Below are 19,101 nucleotides of genomic sequence, written 5' to 3'. Positions count from 1 at the left end.
AGCGCGCGCATGACCACCCATCGCGTTTCCGGAAAGGGCCGGATCGACCATGACCGGCCGGTTAGCTTCACCTTCAACGGGCAGAGTTTTGAAGGCCGCAAGGGCGACACCCTTGCCTCGGCGCTGCTTGCCAACGGCGTGCATCTCATTGGCCGTTCGTTCAAATATCACCGCCCGCGCGGCATTCTGTCCGCGGGCTCGGAAGAGCCGAACGCGCTTGTCGGCACCGACCGCGGCGACGGACGTTTCGAGCCGAACACCCGGGCGACGGTGCTCGAAATATTCGACGGACTGTCGGCGACCAGCCAGAACCATTGGCCATCGCTGAAGCGCGACGTCGGCACCGTCAACGACGCGCTCTACATGCTGTTTTCGGCAGGCTTTTACTACAAGACCTTCATGTGGCCGAAGAGCTTCTGGAACAAGGTCTACGAGCCGTTCATCCGAGGTGCGGCCGGCCTCGGCAAATCCCCGTCCGTGCCGGACCCGGACACCTATGCCAGCCGGTTCGCCCATTGCGACGTGCTGGTGGTTGGCTCCGGCCCGGCCGGTCTTGCGGCCGCGCTTGAAGCAGGCAGGAGCGGCGCCAAGACCATTCTGGTCGACGAGCAGGCCGAGCTCGGTGGGTCGCTTTTGTCCGAACCGGAGGCGACGATCAACGGCATGCCGGCGTGGGACTGGCTCGCGGCAGGCAAGAGCGAACTTGTCGCCATGCCGAATGTTACGCTTCTCACGCGAACCACGGCGATCGGCTATTACCATCAGAATTTTCTGGGGCTCTGCCAGCGCCTGACCGATCACCTTGCCGATGTACCGGAGGGTGCGCCGCGCGAGCGCATGTGGAAGGTCAGGGCCAGGCAGGTGGTGCTTGCGCAGGGATCGATCGAAAAGCCGCTGGTCTTCGACGGCAACGACAGGCCCGGCGTGATGCTGGCCGGTGCGGCGCGGACTTATCTCAACCGATATGGTGTCAAGGTCGGACATCGCGCCGTCGTCGCGACCTCGCACGATTCCGCCTGGTATGCAGCATTCGACCTGGCGCGCGCCGGCACAAAGGTTGCGGCTGTCGTCGACATCCGCACCGAGGTGCCGCAGGCGCTGCTCTCCCAGGCGCAGGCGCTTGGCATCGACGCGCTGTGCGGCTGGACGATTACCGGCACCAAGGGGCGCCTGCGGGTGAGTTCGGTTCGCGTCAATCCGGTCGAGCAGGGCGGCAAGGTTGGCTCCGGGAGAACGATCGCCTGCGACACGCTGCTGATGTCGGGAGGCTGGACGCCGAGCGTTCATCTGTTCTCGCACACCAAGGGCAAGCTTGAATGGAACGAAGCCGGCCAGATGTTCCTGCCCGGCGAACGGACGGAGGAGAGCCGCTGCGCCGGCGCCGGCAATGGCAAGTTCGGCCTGTCGGAAGCGCTAGCGGATGGTGCTGCGGCTGGCGCGGAATCTGCCATGGGCGCCGGTTTCAAAGCGAGTGCGCGAAGCTATGCCGTGCAGGGCGAGGCGCTGACGAATGGTGTCAGCAACCGTGAGCTGCCGTCGGACAAGAATGCCTCTTTCGCCAAGGCATTCGTCGACTTCCAGAACGACGTCACCGCAAAGGATATTCGTCTTGCGGTGCGCGAAGGCTTCAAATCGATCGAGCACATCAAGCGTTACACCACGACAGGGATGGCGACCGACCAGGGCAAGACCTCCAACATCAACGGCCTCGCCATCGCGTCCGACGCGGTGAAGCGGCCAGCCCCGGCTGTGGGCCTCACCACGTTTCGTCCGCCCTATACGCCGACCACTTTCGGCGCCTTCGCCGGTTACAATCGTGGCGATATGTTCGAGATCACGCGCAGGACGCCGATCGATAGCTGGGCCGAGGAGAACGGCGCGATTTTCGAGCCCGTCTCGCTGTGGCGGCGTGCCTGGTATTTCCCGAAGGCGGGCGAGGACATGCACCGCGCGGTGGCGCGCGAATGTCGCCAGGTGCGTTCCTCGGTCGGCATGTTCGACGCCTCGACGCTCGGGAAGATCGAGATCGTCGGACCTGATGCGGCAGAGTTCATGAACCGCATATACACCAACGCCTGGAGCAGGCTCGCTCCCGGCCGCTGCCGCTACGGCCTGCTGCTCGGCGAGGACGGCTTCATCCGCGATGACGGTGTGATCGGGCGTTTGACGAAGGATCGCTTCCACGTCACCACCACCACCGGCGGCGCGCCGCGCGTGCTTGCGATGATGGAGGATTATCTCCAGACCGAATGGCCGGAGCTGAAGGTGTGGTTGACTTCGACCACGGAGCAGTGGGCGGTGATTGCGCTCAATGGTCCGAACGCCCGCAAGCTGATCGAGCCGCTTGTCGAAGAGATCGATCTTTCCGATGAAGCCCTGCCGCATATGTCGATTGCGGAAGGCAGGATTTGCGGTGTGCCGACAAGGTTGTTCCGGGTGAGTTTCACCGGGGAGCTCGGCTTCGAGGTCAACGTGCCGGCGCGCCATGGGCTGGCCGTTTGGAAAGCGCTGCATGAAGCCGGGCAGCAATATGGAATCACGCCTTACGGCACCGAGACCATGCACGTGCTGCGCGCCGAGAAGGGTTACATCATCGTCGGGCAGGATACCGATGGAACGCTGACGCCGGACGATGCCGGCCTGGACTGGGCGATAGGCAAGGCGAAGCCTGACTTCGTCGGCAAGCGCTCGCTCAGCCGCTCGGATATGCTGAAAGCCGAGCGCAAGCATCTCGTCGGCTTGCTCACCAACGATCCCAAAATCGTGCTTGAAGAGGGGGCGCAGATTGTCCTCGACCCCAACCAGCCCTTGCCGATGAAGATGATCGGGCATGTGACCTCCTCCTATTGGAGCGAGACGCTCGGACGCTCGATCGCGCTTGCCGTCGTCGAAGGCGGCAAGTCAATGCGGGGCAAGACGATCCACGTCCCGATGCCCGGCAAGACGCACGCCGCCGAAATCTCCGGGACCGTTTTCTTCGATCCCGAAGGCAAGCGCCTCCACGCATAGGAGCTGACGATGAAGCACGAACATCACCCGCTGGAGGGCAGGCGCATCGCCAGCGTCATGGACCGCCTAGTAATCGGCATGGCCGAGGATTGCGCCCGTTTCAACCTGCGCATCGGTGCCGAAGGGTTGGCTGCTGCCGGCAGGGCGTTCGGCTACGAATTGCCAGACGCGATCGGCGCCATGACAGCGAGGGACGGGCGGTTCGCCATCTGCCTGGGGCCCGACGAATGGCAGCTCCTCGCGCCGGCAAGCGACGCCGAGGGGATCGAACAACGCTTTGCCGCGCTCTATGCAGAACTTCCGCACAGTCTTGTCGATGTCGGCCACCGTGACGTCGGAATCGAGATAAGCGGCGAAGCGGCAGCGCTTGCCCTGGCATCGGCCTGTGCCCTCGATCTCGAAGCAATGCCAGCGGGCACGGCGACGCGCACGATCTTCGACAAGGCACAGATCGTTCTGATCCGCCACGATGAGCAGCATTTCCGCATCGAGGTCTGGCGCTCGTTCGCGAGCCATGTCTGGGCGATATTGGAGGCTGCCAGCCGCGAGGTTTCGCTGGGCATGTGACTGAGCCGGCGCGAACGCTGGCGGCATCGACCATTTCGCTCGATGACCATCTGATGCACGAGGTATGTTATAAGCGCGGCTGGCCCCAGCCTTGACGCGGGTCGGCGGCCGGTGAATCGAGCCTGGGCGTTGACAGCATCGATTGCACGCGTCAGTGAGCAGCCTGGCATCCGAAACCTTGATCGGTGCCCTCACGGAGTAATCTTTGTCGATGCAGGAAATCACCTTTCGAAAGCCCAGCGATCTGCATGTGCATTTTCGTGACGGGCCCATGTTGGCGGCGGTCGTGCCCTACACCGCGCGTGATTTTCGCCATGCGCTGGTGATGCCCAATCTGGTGCCGCCGGTTACGACCACCGCGATGGCAGCCGCCTATCGCGAGCGGATCATGGCGGCCGTGCCGGAAGGCTTGGATTTCACGCCGCTGATGACCTGCTATCTCACCGACGACACCGATGCGGGCGACCTTGTGGCCGGCTTTCGCGACGGCGTGACGGTCGGCGCCAAACTCTATCCAGCCCATGCGACGACCAATTCCCAGCATGGCGTGACCAACATCAGGAATATCCGTGACGTGCTTGTTGCCATGGCCGATGCCGGCATGCCGCTTCTCACTCATGGCGAGCGGGTGCGCCCCGACATCGACGTCTTCGACCGCGAGAAGTTCTTCATCGACGAAATCCTTGTGCCGACGCTGGAGGAAATCCCCACCCTTCGCGTGGTGATGGAGCACATCACCACCGCCGATGGCGCCTTGGCGGCGAGGTCCTTCGGTGATCGCGTCGCCGCCACCATCACCCCGCAGCACCTTCTGTTCAACCGCAATGCGCTTTTCGAAGGCGGGCTGCGGCCCCATCTTTACTGCCTGCCTGTGTTGAAACGGGAGGAGCACCGTCTTGCGCTTCGACAGGCGGCGACGAGCGGGCTTCCCAACTATCTGCTCGGAACCGACACCGCACCGCACCTGCGTCGCGACAAGGAGGCCGATTGCGGTTGCGCCGGCGTCTTCAGCGCGCCCGTTGCACTGGAAGCCTACCTGCAGGTTTTCGAGGAAGAGAACGCGCTCGACCGCTTCGAGCGTTTCGCCACCCTCAATGGAGCCGCATTCTATCGCCTTGAGGTTCCGCAGGAGACGGTGACCTATGTCCGTCGCGAAAGATATGTTGCCGAGCAGATCGAAGTCGGAGACCAGAGCGTTATCCCGCTTCATGCCGGCAAGAGCGTCGGCTGGTCGAAACTTGGCGCGGGAGCCGAACATTGACGGCGGTCATGTATGGGATCAGGAATTGTGACACAGTGAAGAAGGCACGCGCCTGGCTTGAGAGCCACGGCGTAGCCTATGACTTCCATGACTACAAGACGGCCGGCCTCAGCCGTGCGCTCATCGAGCGCTGGTGCGACGAACTGGGCTGGGAAGTCCTGCTGAATCGCGCCGGCACCACCTTCCGCAAGCTTTCCGATGCCGAGAAGCGAAATATCGATGCGCGCAAGGCGATGGAACTGATGCTGGCTCAGCCCTCGATGGTCAAGCGGCCGGTACTCGACGTCGCCGGCCGCCTTCTCGTCGGCTTCAAACCCGAACTCTATGCCGAGGCGACCGGCAGCTAGATCGACGTGCGTCCTGACGAACGCATATTGTCGATCGATCTTTTTGTCGGAGCATCGGATCTTCCGAGAACCGGATTCCACGGGCTCGATGCTTTAGATGCGATCCCTGAGCGCGTACCAGTTGAGCGCCAGAAACAAGAGTGGCGCGCGCAGACGTCGGCCGCCGGGGAAGGGCGGTATTTTCAGCTCCTCGATCAGCTTCAGCCGATCGCGGTTGCCGGCGACCGTTTCGGCGTAAAGCTTGCCGACGAAATTGGACAGCATGACCCCGTGGCCTGAATAGCCGCCCGCCGAAATCACATTTGGCATCACCTCGCGCACAAACGGCGTGCGCGGCATGGTGATGCCGACATAGCCGCCCCAGCCATGGCTGATCTCGACATTTTTCAGCCGAGGGTAGATTTCGGAGATCTGCCTGCGGATGTGGATGTGGATGTCCTTGGGGTCGGCGACCGCGTAGATTTCCCGGCCGCCGAACAGCAGCCGATTGTCCTTCGTCTTGCGGAAATAGCGCACTACGAAACGGGAGTCATCGACCGCCTCGCCCCCCGGAATGACGCCGCTTTCCGGATCGAGCGGCACCGTTGCGCCGATGAACGAGCCGATCGGCATGATGTGGGCGGCACTTACGGGTTCGAGAGCGCCGCCATAGGCATTGACCGCGACCAGGCATTTGTCGGCGGTGATGGTGCCGGTGGGGGTCGTCACCGTTACCTTGCCGGCGGCCGACACGATGCCCGTCGACGGGGTATTTTCGAACAGCCGCGCGCCTGCGGCGGCCGCGACACGTGCGGTGCCGATGACCAGCTTCAGTGGGTGGATGTGGCCGGTGCCGGTGTCGCGCGTGCCGCCGAAATAGGCGGTGGAACCGAGCCGCTCGGCCGTCTCCCGCGCGTCCATGAAGGAGATATGCGGATAGTTGAAGCGCGCAGCCATGGCCTCCGTATGCGCCTTGAAGTCGTCGACATAACGCTTCTTGTGCGCCACCGACATCTGCCCCGGCCTGTAGTCGACCTCGATGGCATGCGCGGCCGCGAAGTCGAGCAGATGCGCCTTGGCCTCCTCAGCCAGATCAAACAGCGCCTTGGCGCGCGAAAAGCCAAGCTCGCGCTCGGTCTCCTCCGCCCAGGCGCGCTGGCCGGTTCCCAGTTGGCCGCCATTGCGCCCGGATGCGCCGTCGCCGAACCGATGCGCCTCGATCAGCACGACATCGGTGCCGGCCTTTGCGAGGTGGGCGGCCGCCGACAGGCCGGTAAAGCCGCCGCCGATGATGACGACGTCAGCCGTGCGGTCGCCGTCGAGCGCCGGGTAGGACGGCCGCTCGCCTGCTGTCGCCTCATACCAGGAATAGCCGGGAGAGATGGGGGATTGGTAGAGCATGGTCATTGTCAGGGCGAATAGGGAATGGGGAATAGCGAATAGTGAACAAGAGCCGTGACTTCGAGCAGGGTCGATCTATTCGCCGTTCGCTATTCGCTACTTGCTCCTTATCCTCACACATTCAACAGCAGGAATTCCCGCTCCCAGGGACTGATCACCTCCATGAAGGTCTCGAATTCCGCCCGCTTGATCGCGGCATAGGTCGCGGCGAAGGAGTGGCCGAGCAGGTCCTTCAAATCCTCGTCGGCCTCGAACAGATCGACTGCCTCCAAGAGGTTGCGCGGCAGGTCGATTTCGTCTTCGTTGGCGGTGGTCAGGATCGCCGCATCCGGCTTCAGGCCCTTGTTCATGCCGATCAGTCCGCAAGCCAGTGAAGCGGCAAGCGCAAGATAGGGATTGGCATCGGAGGAAGGAATGCGGTTCTCCACACGACGGCCGGCCGGATCGGAGCGCGGCACGCGGAAAGCGACCGTGCGGTTGTCGTAGCCCCATTTGGTATTGACCGGCGCCGACGCCGCCTGCGTCAGCCGGCGGTAGGAGTTCACATAGGGCGCAAACATCACCAGTGCGTTCGGCACGTGGCTCTGCATGCCGCCGATGAAGTTGAAGAAGGCTTCGGTTTCCGTGCCGTCCTCCGCGGCGAAGATGTTCCTGCCGGTCTTCTTGTTGAGGATCGACTGGTGGATATGCATGGCCGAGCCGGGCTGACCCTGGATGGGCTTGGCCATGAAGGTGGCGTAGGTGTCGTGCTTCAGCGCCGCCTCGCGGATCGTGCGCTTGAACAAAAACACCTGGTCGGCAAGCTCGATCGGGTCGCCGTGGCGAAGATTGATCTCCAATTGCCCCGCACCCTCCTCATGTATGAGGGTGTCGATCTCCAGCCCCTGGCTTTCGGAGAAATGGTAGATGTCGTCGATCAGCTCGTCGAATTCGTTGACGCCGGCAATCGAATAGCCGGCGCCACCGCCGATCGGCCGCCCCGAACGCCCGACCGGCGGCGTCAGCGGATAATCGGGATCGGGATTCTTGCGGACCAGATAGAATTCGATCTCCGGCGCCACCACCGGCTTCAGGCCCTGGCGCTCATAGGCGGCGATGACGCGCTTCAGCACGTTGCGGGGTGTGAACTCGACCGCGCGCCCGTCCTGATGGACGAGGTCGCAGATGACCTGCGCCGTCGGATCTTCTTCCCAAGGCACCGCCGTCAGCGTCGAGAGATCCGGCATCAGCTTGAGGTCGCCGTCATCCTCCGGATAGGCGAAGCCGTTGCCATCCTCGGGGTAGCCGCCCGAAATCGTCATCATGAACACGGCCGAGGGCAGGGCCAGCGAGGTGTTGGAGGTGAATTTGTTGGAGGGCATCATCTTGCCGCGCGCAACACCGGCCTGGTCGGGCGTGATACACTCAATGTCTTCGATGCCGCGCCATTCGAGCCAGTCGCTGACTTCCTTCCAGTTCTTGACGCCACGAAGATTTTTGACAAATGCAGGCACACGTGCGCGCGCCCTGACTTTCGAGGGGCGGATTTCCTTCTTTGAGGCGGGCATCAATCACCAGATTTGATTTCGACGCACAAGTATAGCCGCGCCGCGCGAACGATGGGAAGGGGCCGCGATGGTCTTATTCGGACATGCCTTGCATCAGTCGGTCGACCACGGGCTGCAACAATTCGGTCGTGATCGGCTTCACGACCACGGCATCGATCACATCCGCCGTGGATTGCTGATTGCCCGTCGCCTTCCTGTTGGTGAGGAGGATGACGCGGGGGCGGTCGTTGGCCGTGGCAGCGCGAAGCAACGCAAGCCGTGGAACGAGCGCCTCGCACTCGCGGTTGTCGGCGCCGCCATCAAGAACCACCATGGCGGGAAGGCTTGCCTCCAGCGTCCTGAGCGCCGTTTCGGGATCGAGCGAGATCGATTTCAATCCGGACCTTTCCAGGATCTTCGATACCACCACCCGATTTATCCGCGACTTTGCGACGATAAGCGCTTTGTCGGGGTCGATCTGGAAATCGGATGCTGTACCCGAACCATCGGCCAAGCCGCGCTTCGGGTCGAGACGAGACTTGTTCATGAGAAAATCGGTGCCGTGAAACTCAATTTATGGTTGAGATTGCGGGCAAGTAATCTCACGCCGGCCGCGATTGTCAAGTTGAAATATACGGACCACGGAAGCGAGGAAAACTGAAAGTATTTATTCGACTGTTGCCGTTAAGTTTGCTCCAGCGACTTGCTATAATGCTGCATGAAAAAAATATCACCCGCACGCAAAACGCACGGGTGATTTAATAAGCGGCAATAAACGCGCGACTCCGGCGGAGGCAGGGATCTCGCTGCCGGGATCGCGCTCCGGTCAGTTGCCGCTCGATTGGGTGACGACCACCGGGATCAGCAGATCGCCCCAGTTGCCGTTTCCGCCATGGTGCCTTGCCGACCTCACCAGCTCGACCGAAACACCCGCCTCCACAGCCTTCATCACCGACTGGTTAAGGCGATGCAGGTCGTTGGCGACAATGCGGATAGCCGCCTGCTGGTCCGTGCTCATGGCTGAAGACTGTTCCTCTGCCCTTTCCTTGACGCGTGTCTTGGGCGGCATGATGTTCTCCGTTGGGTTCTGTTGCCCTGAGGCATTTTCAAGGATGCCGCCCGGGGCCGAAGCCCGGGGCGGCGTCCGTAAGCTACTCTACTCGGCCGCCGAACGGAACTGGGCGCTTTCGGTCGATTCCTTCATCGCCGTGGTTGAAGACTTTCCGCCGGTGATTGCCATCGACACGGCGTCGAAATAGCCGGTGCCGACTTCGCGCTGGTGCTTGGTCGCGGTGTAGCCGTTGGCCTCCGCCGCGAATTCGGCTTCCTGCAGCTCGGAATAGGCCGCCATCTGGCGATCCTTGTAGCCGCGCGCCAGTTCGAACATGCCGTAGTTGAGCTGGTGGAAGCCAGCCAGCGTGATGAACTGGAACTTGTAGCCCATTGCACCGAGCTCGCGCTGGAATTTCGCGATCGTGGCGTCGTCGAGGTTCTTCTTCCAGTTGAACGACGGCGAGCAGTTGTAGGCGAGCTTCTTGCCCGGATGTGCCTTGTGCACGGCCTCCGCGAACTTCCTGGCCTGCCCGAGATCCGGCTTGGAGGTCTCCATCCAGATCAGGTCGCAATGCGGCGCATAGGAAATGGCACGAGCAATGCACGGTTCGATGCCGTTCTTCACCTGGTAGAAGCCTTCGACGGTGCGGCCGGCGTCATGGTCGACGAAAGGCTGGTCGCGCTCATCGATATCGGAGGTCAGAAGCTTGGCGGCTTCGGCGTCCGTACGGGCAACGATCAGCGTCGGCACACCCATGACGTCGGCGGCCAAACGCGCCGCATTGAGGTTGCGGATATGCGCGGCCGTCGGGATCAGAACCTTGCCGCCGAGATGGCCGCACTTCTTTTCCGAGGCGAGCTGGTCCTCGAAGTGAACGCCCGCGGTGCCAGCCTCGATGAAGGCCTTCATGATCTCGAAGGCGTTGAGCGGGCCGCCGAAGCCGGCTTCCGCATCCGCCACGATCGGGGCGAACCAGGTGTCGACCGACAGGCCATTGCCTTCCGCCGTCTCGATCTGGTCGGCGCGCTGCAGCGTGCGGTTGATGCGCTTGGCAAGCTCGGGCGCGGCATTTGCCGGATAGAGCGACTGATCGGGATACATGGCCGAAGCGGTGTTGGCGTCGGCCGCCACCTGCCAACCCGACAGATAGATCGCCTTCAGACCGGCGCGCACCATCTGCATGGCCTGATTGCCGGAAAGCGCGCCGAGCGCATTGACGAAATCCTCTTCATTGATGAGCTGCCACAGTCGATTGGCGCCCATTTCGGCCAAGCTGTACTTGATCTGCACGGAGCCGCGCAGCCGCTTGACGGTATCAGCCGTATACGGCCGCTCGATGCCGTCGAAACGGCCTTCTGGTGCGGACGGAACGAGATTGTAAAAATCGGTCATAGTGGTCTCCGGGCAATCAGGAATGACAAAACGCTCGGCGAAAACTGCGACGCCGATATGTGACTGAATTTACATTGCAGCGCGCAAAGAGCGAGGAATTTCTGAGAAATAGCCGGGCAAATAAGGAAAACCTGTCGCCGATTTGACAAGGCCGAGGTGTAAACATGTAAATCTTGTAAATGCCCGAAAGGCGTGCTAATTCGGGATCAAATTGTAAATTGATGTAAATTCGCCATGGCTGAGCAGAAGATATTCGCCGGTCCGCGCATTCGGCGCATCCGTAACGCCAAGGGCCTGACCCAGACGGCGATGGCGGAAGGATTGGGCATTTCACCCTCCTACCTCAATCTTCTGGAGCGCAATCAGCGACCGCTGACTGTTCAGCTGATCCTGAAGCTCGCTTCCGTCTACAAGGTCGAGCCGGAGGAATTGCAGGGTGAGGCGCGTGGCTCGATTGCGGCCCTCAAGGAGGTTTTCGCCGACCCGCTTCTGACCGGGGAACTGCCGGGCGATCAGGAATTGGTCGAGATCGCGGAAGGCGCGCCGAATGCGGCCGCCGCCATTCTCAAGCTGTTTCGTGCCTATCGGGAGCAGGCTGAGCGCCTGTCCGATCTTTCGGAGCTTTTGGCACGAGAGGGCAGGGCCACTGCACTTTCCGGCGCCAGGCTGCCGATTGATGAGGTTCATGAGGTATTCGAGCGCCAGCCCAATCATTTCCCGGCAATCGAGGAGGAGGCGGATGCTTTCGTCAGGCTGCTCGATGCGGGCGACGATCTGGCGACGGCATTGAAAGCATGGCTGAAGCGTGAGCACGGCATCGTGGTCAAGGTGCTGCCTGTCGCCACCATGCCGAACTGGCGCAGGCGCTACGACCGCCATTCGCAACGCCTGTTCATTTCAGAGCGGCTGTCTCCCTTCGACCAATTGCGTGAAGTGGCGATGGAAGCCTGCCTGATGCGTATGCAGGTGGCGATTGCCTCCGGCATCCAGAATCTCAAGCTGTCCTCCGACGAGGCTCGCCGCCTGGCCCGCTTCGAGCTCGGCCGCTACGCGGCCCATGCGCTGATGATGCCCTATCAGGCCTTTTACGCCGCGGCGGTGCGCTCGCGCTATGACGTGGATGTGCTTAAATCGCGCTTCGGCGTGTCGTTCGAGCAGGCGGCAAACCGGTTGACGACGCTGCAGCGGCAGGGCAGCGCCGGCGTGCCGTTCTTCATGCTGGAGGTCGACAATGCCGGGAACCGGTTCCGCAAGGCGGGCGCCCAGGGCTTTCCGCAAAGCCGTTTCGGCGGCGGCTGCCCGAAACTGCCGGTCCACGCGGCCTTCGCGCAGCCCGGCCAGATTTTCGTGGAAGCTGTCGAAATGCCGGACGGTGCCGAATTCCTCTGCGTTGCCCGAACGCTCGAGGGGCCGCAGGGCGCCTTCAACGAGCGCCCGCGTCGCACCGCGATCCTCATCGGCTGCGACATCGGCTTTCGCGATGAGACCGTTTATGGCGCGGCCCTTCCGGGCGCGCCGGGCAAGCCGGGCCAGGTGGCGGCAACCGCTGTCGGCCCTGCCTGCCGGCTCTGCGAGCGCACCGGATGCCTTGCGCGCGCCGAACCGCCGATAACGCGGCCGCTTGGCCTCGACGAAATGGTGACCGGACTCAGCGCCTTCGATTTCCAGTGAGGCACGGCCGCCGGGGCTGAAACTTTGCTGACGGTGTCACAACCATAAGCGGGCGCTGGATCACGCGTCGCATTTGGGCTTGGTCTACGCGAAGGGACGCACATATGTCGTCAGGCGGCATGTGTCCGTGCCCGGCAACGTCAATGGTCGAGCCATGTCGGAAACCACACTCTCGTCCCGCTCGGCGGTCGAACCGCAAATATCGCCCGGCGCGGAGCGTCTTGGCGTGCTCCTGGTCTTTCTTTCGGCGCTATGCTGGAGCTTCGGCGGCGCCATCGCTCGCTTCATAGAACTGCAGGACAGTTGGGCCGTGGTGTTCTGGCGTTCGGTGTGGGCGGCCGTTTTCCTGCTTGGTTTCATGTTCTGGCGCGATGGACTGCGCGGTACGCTGAGACTGTTTGGCGGCATGGGCCTGCCTGGACTTGGCGTCGCCTTGTGTTTCGCAACGGCCTCCACCGCCTTCATCGTTGCGCTGACCTATACGACCGTCGCCAATATTCTGCTCATCCAGGCTGGCGTTCCGCTATTCGCGGCGCTGCTTGCCTGGGTGCTGTTCCGCGAGCGGGTTTCCGGCGCGACATGGGCAGCTATCGCCGCGGTGATCGCCGGCGTGGCGATCATGGTCTCGGAATCGCTCGGCGGCCAGGTTTCGCCGGTCGGCGACAGCCTGGCGCTGCTGATCGCGGTGATGTTTTCAATCGCGACCGTGATTACGCGCCGCTTCGCCCATGTGCGCATGACGCCCGCGACCTGCCTCGGCACGATGTTTGCGGCGCTGTTTGCCTTTAACCAGGCTGGAGCGCTGGCGGCGCCGGCGCGCGACATGGCATTTCTGGTTGCATTCGGTGCGCTCAACCTTGGCGTGGGCCTGGCATTCTTCGCCACGGGCGTGCGGCTGGTGCCGGCGGCTCTTGCAGCGCTTCTGGGCACGTTCGAGCCTATTCTCGGACCTATCTGGGTCTGGCTCAGCCACAATGAGGTGCCCTCGGCACGCACGATCATCGGCGGATCGGTGGTTTTCGTGGCGCTGCTCGTCCATATCGGGCTGCAGTTCCGGCGCCAGTCGCGGCCCGCGCGCCCCGGCGTCTCGGGTGTGTCAAATCCCCATTGACAGAACTGTTACACGGCAGCACCTTATGTGATCTGCAACGGCCAAACAGGTATATCTTGCGAGAAATCACCGGAAGCGCACAACCCGGAACCAATCCTCCTTCCATCGGCAGCATTCCCATCACTCCCATCCTGACGGGTGTTGAAAAACCACCGACGCATATTTCTCCAGGCAAGATTCCTTCCGTCGCAACGACTCAAAAATCGTCCTTCATCTCACCGGAGCACGAAGCCGAATACCGCGCCTTCGTCGAAAAGCACCCGGATATCGAAGCAGTGGAATTCCTGCTCGTCGATCCTAACGGCGTGCTGCGCGGTAAATGGGCGCCCGGCGACGCCCTCAAGAAAGCCTTCCAGGATGGGGTGAACTTCCCCATGTCGCTGCACGGGCTCGACGTATGGGGCCGCGAGGTCGCTGAAACCGGCCTGCACATCGAAACCGGCGACAAGGATGGCTACTGCCGCGCCACGCGCGGTTCTCTGGCGATCGTTCCATGGGCCAAGCGCAAGACCGCGCAGGTGCTGCTCCAGACGTTCACGCCGGAAGGCGAGCCTTTCATGGCCGATTCGCGCCAGGTGCTGAAACGCAAGGTCGCGGAAGTGAACGCCAAGGGGTTCTTCCCCGTCGTCGCTTTCGAGCTCGAATTTTATCTGCTCGATCCGGAAATCGAATGGGATGACGGCATGCCTGCGCCGGTTGGCGCCACTGCAGGCCCCGACCGGCTGCGCATGTACGGGCTCGATGACCTGGCTGAGCGCGCCGAACTGTTCGACATGATCCGCGATGCGGCCGACGCGCAGAACCTGCCGATCGACACCATCATCAAAGAGGCGGCGCCCGGCCAATTCGAGGTCAACCTCAAGCATCGGGCCGATCCGCTGCGCGCCGCCGACGATGTCATCCTTTTGGAGCGTATCGTGGTGGGCTGCGCCCGCGCCCATGGGCTGACCGCCACCTTCATGGCCAAGCCCTTCCTCGAATATGCCGGCAACGGCATGCACGTCCACGCCTCGGTGCTCGACCGCGACGGCAACAACATGTTCAGTGGCGCCGAAGGTCGCAAGCGGCTCGAAGCGGCGATCGCCGGACTGCTCAAGACCATGCCGGAATCGCTGCTGCTGTTCATCAACACCTGGAACGGCTTTCGGCGCATCACACCGGGCTCCTATGCGCCGACAAGGGCGGTCTGGGGCGAGAACAATCGGTCGGTTGCGTTGCGTATTCCCGTATCGTCGGAGGAAAACCGACGGCTGGAGCATCGCATCGCCGGGGCCGACGCCAATCCCTATCTGGTCATGGCAACGCTCATCCAGGGCATGGTCGAAGGAATCGAGAATGGCGATGTGCCGCCGCCGCCGGTGGTGGGCAATGCCTATGACGACGGCGGTCTTTTCCTGCCGGACGACATGGACGAGGCGCTGCAGCTCATGGCCAGAAGCACTTTCGTCGAGCGGGCGCTGGGGCCGCTTATGGCCAAGGTCTACCAGGATCTCAAAAGAGCCGAAATACTGGCGTTCTGGGCCGAAATAACCCAGCTCGAACGCACCACTTATCTGTGATCGGCAGGTGCAATTCCGCTTGTCGCACTGTCGGAAGGTCAATAGGCTAATTATCAACACCCGGCTGCCGATAGTCGGGCATGGGGCTTTGAAAGGGAGGTTTCAGATGATTCGCAAGGCGCTTTGGCTGTCAGCCACCACGGCGTTCTCGGTGGCTTTGACGATGGCGGCGAGTGCGCAGGAGCGCGTCGTCAACGTTTTCAACTGGTCCGACTATATCGATGAATCGATCATTGCCGATTTCACCAAGGAAACCGGCATCAAGGTCGTCTACGACGTCTATGATTCGAACGAAATTCTCGAAACCAAGCTGCTGGCGGGCGGCAGCGGGTATGACGTCGTCGTGCCGACCGGGAGCTTTCTGCAGCGTCAAATCGAGGCCGGCGTCTATCAGAAGCTCGACAAGTCGAAGCTTCCCAATCTGAAGAACATGTGGGATGTCGTGACCGATCGGACCAAGATTTTCGATCCCGGCAACGAATATTCCATCAACTATATGTGGGGAACGATCGGCATCGGCTACAATATTGCGAAAATCAAGGAAGCCCTCGGCACCGACAAGATCGATAGCTGGAAGGCAGTCTTTGATCCGGAGCAGGCTGCAAAGCTCAAGGATTGCGGCATCAACTTCCTCGATTCACCGACGGACATGATTCCGGTGACGCTTGCCTATCTGGGATTGAACCCGGACAGCCATGATCCGGCAGACATTGCCAAGGCGGAAGAGGCGCTGCTCAAGGTTCGTCCCTATGTGCGCAAGTTCCATTCCTCCGAATTCATCAATGGCCTGGCAAATGGCGACATCTGCATAGCCGTCGGCTGGTCGGGCGACATCTTCCAGGCGCGCGACCGGGCCGCCGAGGCCGATCAGGGCGTCGAGCTTTCCTATGTCATTCCAAAGGAAGGCACGCAGATGTGGTTTGATCAGATGGCAATTCCCGCCGATGCGCCGCATGTTGCCGAAGCGCACGAATTCCTGAACTACATCATGAAGCCGGAGGTCATCGCCAAGTCCTCCAACTACGTCTTCTACGCCAATGGCAACAAGGCTTCGCAGGAGTTTCTCGATCCCGAAGTTCGCAACGATCCGGCCGTCTATCCGGACGACGCGGTGCTGGCCAAGCTTTTCGTCAACACGACGCTCGACCCCAAGACGCAGCGCGTGTTCACACGCGCATGGACGAAGATCGTAACCGGGCAATAAGCGTCAAAGACCCCGCAGAGCATCTGCGGGGTCTTTGATATGCGGCGAGCGAGCGAGGCGGGTTTTTCATGAAATCGCTTGGAAGCATTCGCAGGAGCTTTGCGCCGTGGAGCGATCCTGATGCCAAGCCCTATATAGTTTTTGAGAACGTCACCAAGCGTTTCGGCGATTTCACCGCCGTCAACAACCTGTCGCTCAGTATTTTCGAACGTGAGTTCTTTGCGCTGCTCGGCGCGTCCGGCTGCGGGAAGTCGACGCTGTTGCGCATGCTTGCCGGCTTTGACGAGCCGACTTCCGGGCGCATCCTGCTCGACGGGCAGGATCTGCGCGGCATTCCGCCGTATCGCCGCCCGGTCAACATGATGTTCCAGTCATATGCGCTGTTTCCGCATATGACGGTCGAGGCCAACATAGCCTTCGGCCTGAAGCAGGACGGCATGCCCAAGCCGGAGATCGAGGCGCGCGTCGGCGAAATGCTCAAGCTGGTTAAGCTCGAGCAGTTCGCCAGGCGCAAGCCGCACCAGCTTTCGGGTGGCCAGCGTCAGCGCGTGGCTTTGGCGCGCTCGGTGGCCAAGCGTCCCAAAGTGCTGCTGCTTGACGAGCCGTTGGGTGCGCTGGACAAGAAATTGCGTGAGGAAACGCAGTTCGAGCTGATGGACCTCCAGCAGAATCTTGGCCTGACCTTCCTTGTCGTCACCCACGATCAGGAGGAGGCGATGACGATGGCCGATCGCATCGCCATCCTCGACAAGGGCGAGGTCATGCAGGTGGCGACGCCTGCGGAGGTCTACGAGGCTCCGAGTTCGCGTTTTGTCGCGAGTTTCGTCGGCAATGTGAACATGTTCGAGGGGACCGTAGCCGAGCTTGACGCCGGGAGGGCCCGCATCGCCGGCAACGGCATGACGATCCACGCCGACAATGTCGGCAACGCGACCGCAGGGAGCCCGGTCGCCTTCGCGATCCGGCCCGAAAAGATCAAGGTGACCTCGCGAAAGCCGGAAGACGGCAAGGCCAATGTCGTCGAAGGGGAAATCTACGACATCGCCTATCTCGGCGACATGACCGTCTATCACGTCAGGTTGCCCGACGGGCAGGTGGTGAAGGCGAGTTCGCTGAATGCGTCGCGCGTCGCCGACAATCCGCTGAGCTGGAATGATCGGGCCTGGATCTCGTTTCTGCCCGATGCCGGCGTGGTGCTGACGAGATAGGATCGACAATGACAGACGTCGCCGTCGTCGCTCCGGAAGCCGCCGCCTCCCGTCCTTCAGCGCTCAGGCGCGCGGCGACGGCGCTCTACAGCCGGCTGGTCATCGTCGTGCCCTATCTGTGGCTGCTGTTTTTCTTTCTGGTTCCCTTCGTCATCGTCTTCAAGATTTCGCTGTCGCAGACGGCGATCTCGATGCCTCCCTACCAGCCGGTGCTCGGATTGGGCGAAGGCATCGCCGGTCTGTTCGAGCAGTTGAAGCAGCTCAGCCTCGACAACTATGTCTGGCTGACCGAGGACGCGCTTTATATCAACGCCTACGTTTCCAGCCTGGTCATTGCGGGCATCTCGACGTTCCTTACGCTGCTCGTCGGCTATCCGATCGCTTACGGAATGGCGCGCGCGCCGGAGTCCCTGCGGCCGACGCTGTTGATGCTGGTCATCCTGCCGTTCTGGACAAGCTTCCTGATCCGCGTCTACGCCTGGATCGGCATATTGAAGCCGGAAGGCCTGCTCAACCAGTTCCTGCTGGCCACGGGCATCATCGACCAGCCGCTGATTATCCTGAACACGCATGCGGCGATTTTCATCGGCATCGTCTATTCCTACCTGCCGTTCATGATCCTGCCGCTCTATTCGTCGCTGGAAAAGATGGACTATTCGCTTATCGAGGCGGCCAAGGATCTCGGCTGTCCGCCGATCAGCGCCTTCTGGAAAATCACCTTCCCGCTATCGATCCCCGGCGTTGTCGCCGGCTGTCTTCTGGTCTTCATTCCGGCGGTCGGCGAATTCGTGATTCCGGATCTGCTTGGCGGTTCGCAGACGCTGATGATCGGCAAGACGCTGTGGAACGAGTTCTTCGCCAATCGCGACTGGCCGGTCTCGTCGGCGGTGGCTGTCATCCTGCTCCTGCTTCTGGTCGTTCCGATCGTGATCTTCCAGCAATCGCAGGCGCGCGCGCAGGAACGGGATCGGTGAACTGACATGAACGCCACCTGGAGCCGCTTCAACATCACCTCGATCGTGCTCGGCTTTGCCTTCCTCTATTTGCCGATCGTGCTGCTCGTCATTTTCTCGTTCAACGAGTCCAAGCTGGTCACCGTATGGGGCGGTTTCTCGACCAAATGGTATGGCGAACTGTTCAACAATGTCGGTCTCATGAACGCCACCTGGGTTACGCTGCGGGTGGCGTTGATATCGGCAAGCGTCGCGACCGTGCTCGGTACGTTGGCGGCGCTGACGCTGACGCGCTACACGCGCTTTCGCGGCCGGCTGCTGTTTTCAGGCATGGTGTTTGCGCCGCTGGTCATGCCGGAAGTCATCACCGGGCTCTCGCTGCTTCTGCTTTTCGTGGCGATCGGGCTCGATCGCGGCTTTGTGACGGTGACCCTTGCGCACATCACCTTTTCCATGTGCTTCGTTGCCGTTGTGGTCCAGTCGCGGCTTTTGAGCTTCGACCGCTCACTGGAGGAGGCGGCGATGGATCTGGGCGCCCCGCCGGTCAAGACCTTCTTCCAGATCACGCTTCCGGTCATCTTGCCGGCAATCATTTCGGGTTGGATGCTGGCCTTCACGCTGTCGCTGGACGATCTCGTTATCGCGAGCTTTACCTCGGGACCGGGCGCCACCACGCTGCCGATGAAAATCTACAGCCAGGTGCGCCTTGGCGTGACGCCGGAGATCAACGCCGCCTGCACGATCCTGATCGGCATCGTCACCGCGGGCGTGGTGGCGGCTTCCATCGTCAACAAGCGCCGCGAGGTCCAGCGCCGGCGCGACGAGCAGGTGGCGCAACGGGGCTAATTAGACAGGGCTT

Annotated in this window: 16 protein-coding genes; 11 read left to right on the top strand and 5 right to left on the bottom strand. The window is 61.8% G+C overall.

Annotated elements, in window-relative coordinates; genetic code table 11:
* Positions 1-9: 9 nt before the first annotated feature.
* From ACLKMW_RS04810 to ACLKMW_RS04795, 4 genes are all read left to right on the top strand, one after another.
* Complete coding sequence (locus tag ACLKMW_RS04810; protein ID WP_415723257.1) at positions 10-3,009, top strand: sarcosine oxidase subunit alpha; 3,000 nt, start codon at positions 10-12, stop codon at positions 3,007-3,009.
* 9 nt (positions 3,010-3,018) lie between these two features.
* Positions 3,019-3,576 (top strand): sarcosine oxidase subunit gamma, encoded by a 558-nt coding sequence (locus tag ACLKMW_RS04805; protein WP_415723256.1) that lies wholly within the window; start codon positions 3,019-3,021, stop codon positions 3,574-3,576.
* Positions 3,577-3,787: 211 nt separating this feature from the next.
* On the top strand, positions 3,788-4,837 hold the full coding sequence (gene pyrC / locus ACLKMW_RS04800) for a dihydroorotase (protein ID WP_415723255.1): 1,050 nt from the start codon (positions 3,788-3,790) through the stop codon (positions 4,835-4,837).
* On the top strand, positions 4,834-5,184 hold the full coding sequence (locus ACLKMW_RS04795) for an ArsC family reductase (protein ID WP_415723254.1): 351 nt from the start codon (positions 4,834-4,836) through the stop codon (positions 5,182-5,184). Before pyrC ends, ACLKMW_RS04795 begins: the two co-directional genes overlap by 4 nt.
* 93 nt (positions 5,185-5,277) lie before the next feature.
* Here ACLKMW_RS04795 and ACLKMW_RS04790 read toward each other — a convergent pair whose 3' ends face one another.
* The 5 genes from ACLKMW_RS04790 to aceA all read right to left on the bottom strand — a co-directional run bounded on the left by ACLKMW_RS04790 (position 5,278) and on the right by aceA (position 10,536).
* Positions 5,278-6,564: an NAD(P)/FAD-dependent oxidoreductase gene (locus ACLKMW_RS04790; RefSeq protein WP_415723253.1), complete on the bottom strand. Its 1,287-nt coding sequence runs from the start codon at positions 6,562-6,564 to the stop codon at positions 5,278-5,280.
* Positions 6,565-6,677: 113 nt separating this feature from the next.
* A complete protein-coding gene (locus ACLKMW_RS04785; RefSeq protein ID WP_415723252.1) occupies positions 6,678-8,111 on the bottom strand; it encodes a glutamine synthetase family protein in 1,434 nt (477 codons plus the stop codon).
* A gap of 73 nt (positions 8,112-8,184) precedes the next feature.
* Positions 8,185-8,637: a response regulator gene (locus ACLKMW_RS04780; RefSeq protein ID WP_415723251.1), complete on the bottom strand. Its 453-nt coding sequence runs from the start codon at positions 8,635-8,637 to the stop codon at positions 8,185-8,187.
* A 279-nt stretch (positions 8,638-8,916) separates the two neighbouring features.
* Entirely contained in the window at positions 8,917-9,159 is a 243-nt protein-coding gene (locus ACLKMW_RS04775) for an SMc00767 family acetate metabolism repressor (RefSeq protein ID WP_415723250.1), read from the bottom strand.
* Positions 9,160-9,246: 87 nt separating this feature from the next.
* Positions 9,247-10,536, bottom strand: a complete 1,290-nt coding sequence (gene aceA / locus ACLKMW_RS04770; RefSeq protein WP_415723249.1) for an isocitrate lyase — start codon at positions 10,534-10,536, stop codon at positions 9,247-9,249.
* Between the two features lie 234 nt (positions 10,537-10,770).
* Here aceA and ACLKMW_RS04765 point away from each other — a divergent pair, with 234 nt between their 5' ends.
* From ACLKMW_RS04765 to ACLKMW_RS04735, 7 genes are all read left to right on the top strand, one after another.
* Complete coding sequence (locus tag ACLKMW_RS04765; RefSeq protein ID WP_415723248.1) at positions 10,771-12,207, top strand: helix-turn-helix domain-containing protein; 1,437 nt, start codon at positions 10,771-10,773, stop codon at positions 12,205-12,207.
* Between the two features lie 154 nt (positions 12,208-12,361).
* Complete coding sequence (locus tag ACLKMW_RS04760) at positions 12,362-13,318, top strand: DMT family transporter (protein WP_415723247.1); 957 nt, start codon at positions 12,362-12,364, stop codon at positions 13,316-13,318.
* 176 nt (positions 13,319-13,494) lie between these two features.
* Positions 13,495-14,877, top strand: coding sequence for a glutamine synthetase family protein (locus tag ACLKMW_RS04755; RefSeq protein ID WP_415723604.1), 1,383 nt, complete (start codon positions 13,495-13,497; stop codon positions 14,875-14,877).
* A gap of 106 nt (positions 14,878-14,983) precedes the next feature.
* Entirely contained in the window at positions 14,984-16,081 is a 1,098-nt protein-coding gene (locus ACLKMW_RS04750) for a polyamine ABC transporter substrate-binding protein (protein ID WP_415723246.1), read from the top strand.
* Positions 16,082-16,149: 68 nt separating this feature from the next.
* Positions 16,150-17,289 (top strand): ABC transporter ATP-binding protein, encoded by a 1,140-nt coding sequence (locus tag ACLKMW_RS04745; RefSeq protein ID WP_415723245.1) that lies wholly within the window; start codon positions 16,150-16,152, stop codon positions 17,287-17,289.
* Positions 17,290-17,297: 8 nt separating this feature from the next.
* Positions 17,298-18,263, top strand: coding sequence for an ABC transporter permease subunit (locus ACLKMW_RS04740; RefSeq protein ID WP_415723244.1), 966 nt, complete (start codon positions 17,298-17,300; stop codon positions 18,261-18,263).
* A 6-nt stretch (positions 18,264-18,269) separates the two neighbouring features.
* A complete protein-coding gene (locus ACLKMW_RS04735; protein WP_415723243.1) occupies positions 18,270-19,088 on the top strand; it encodes an ABC transporter permease in 819 nt (272 codons plus the stop codon).
* The last annotated feature ends 13 nt before the right edge of the window (positions 19,089-19,101 follow it).

This window comes from Borborobacter xinjiangensis, from assembly GCF_047739745.1.
Classification (GTDB): domain Bacteria; phylum Pseudomonadota; class Alphaproteobacteria; order Rhizobiales; family Rhizobiaceae; genus Pseudaminobacter.
The sequence above is the reverse complement of the archived record's forward strand: the minus strand, read 5'-3'. Positions and strand labels throughout refer to the sequence as shown.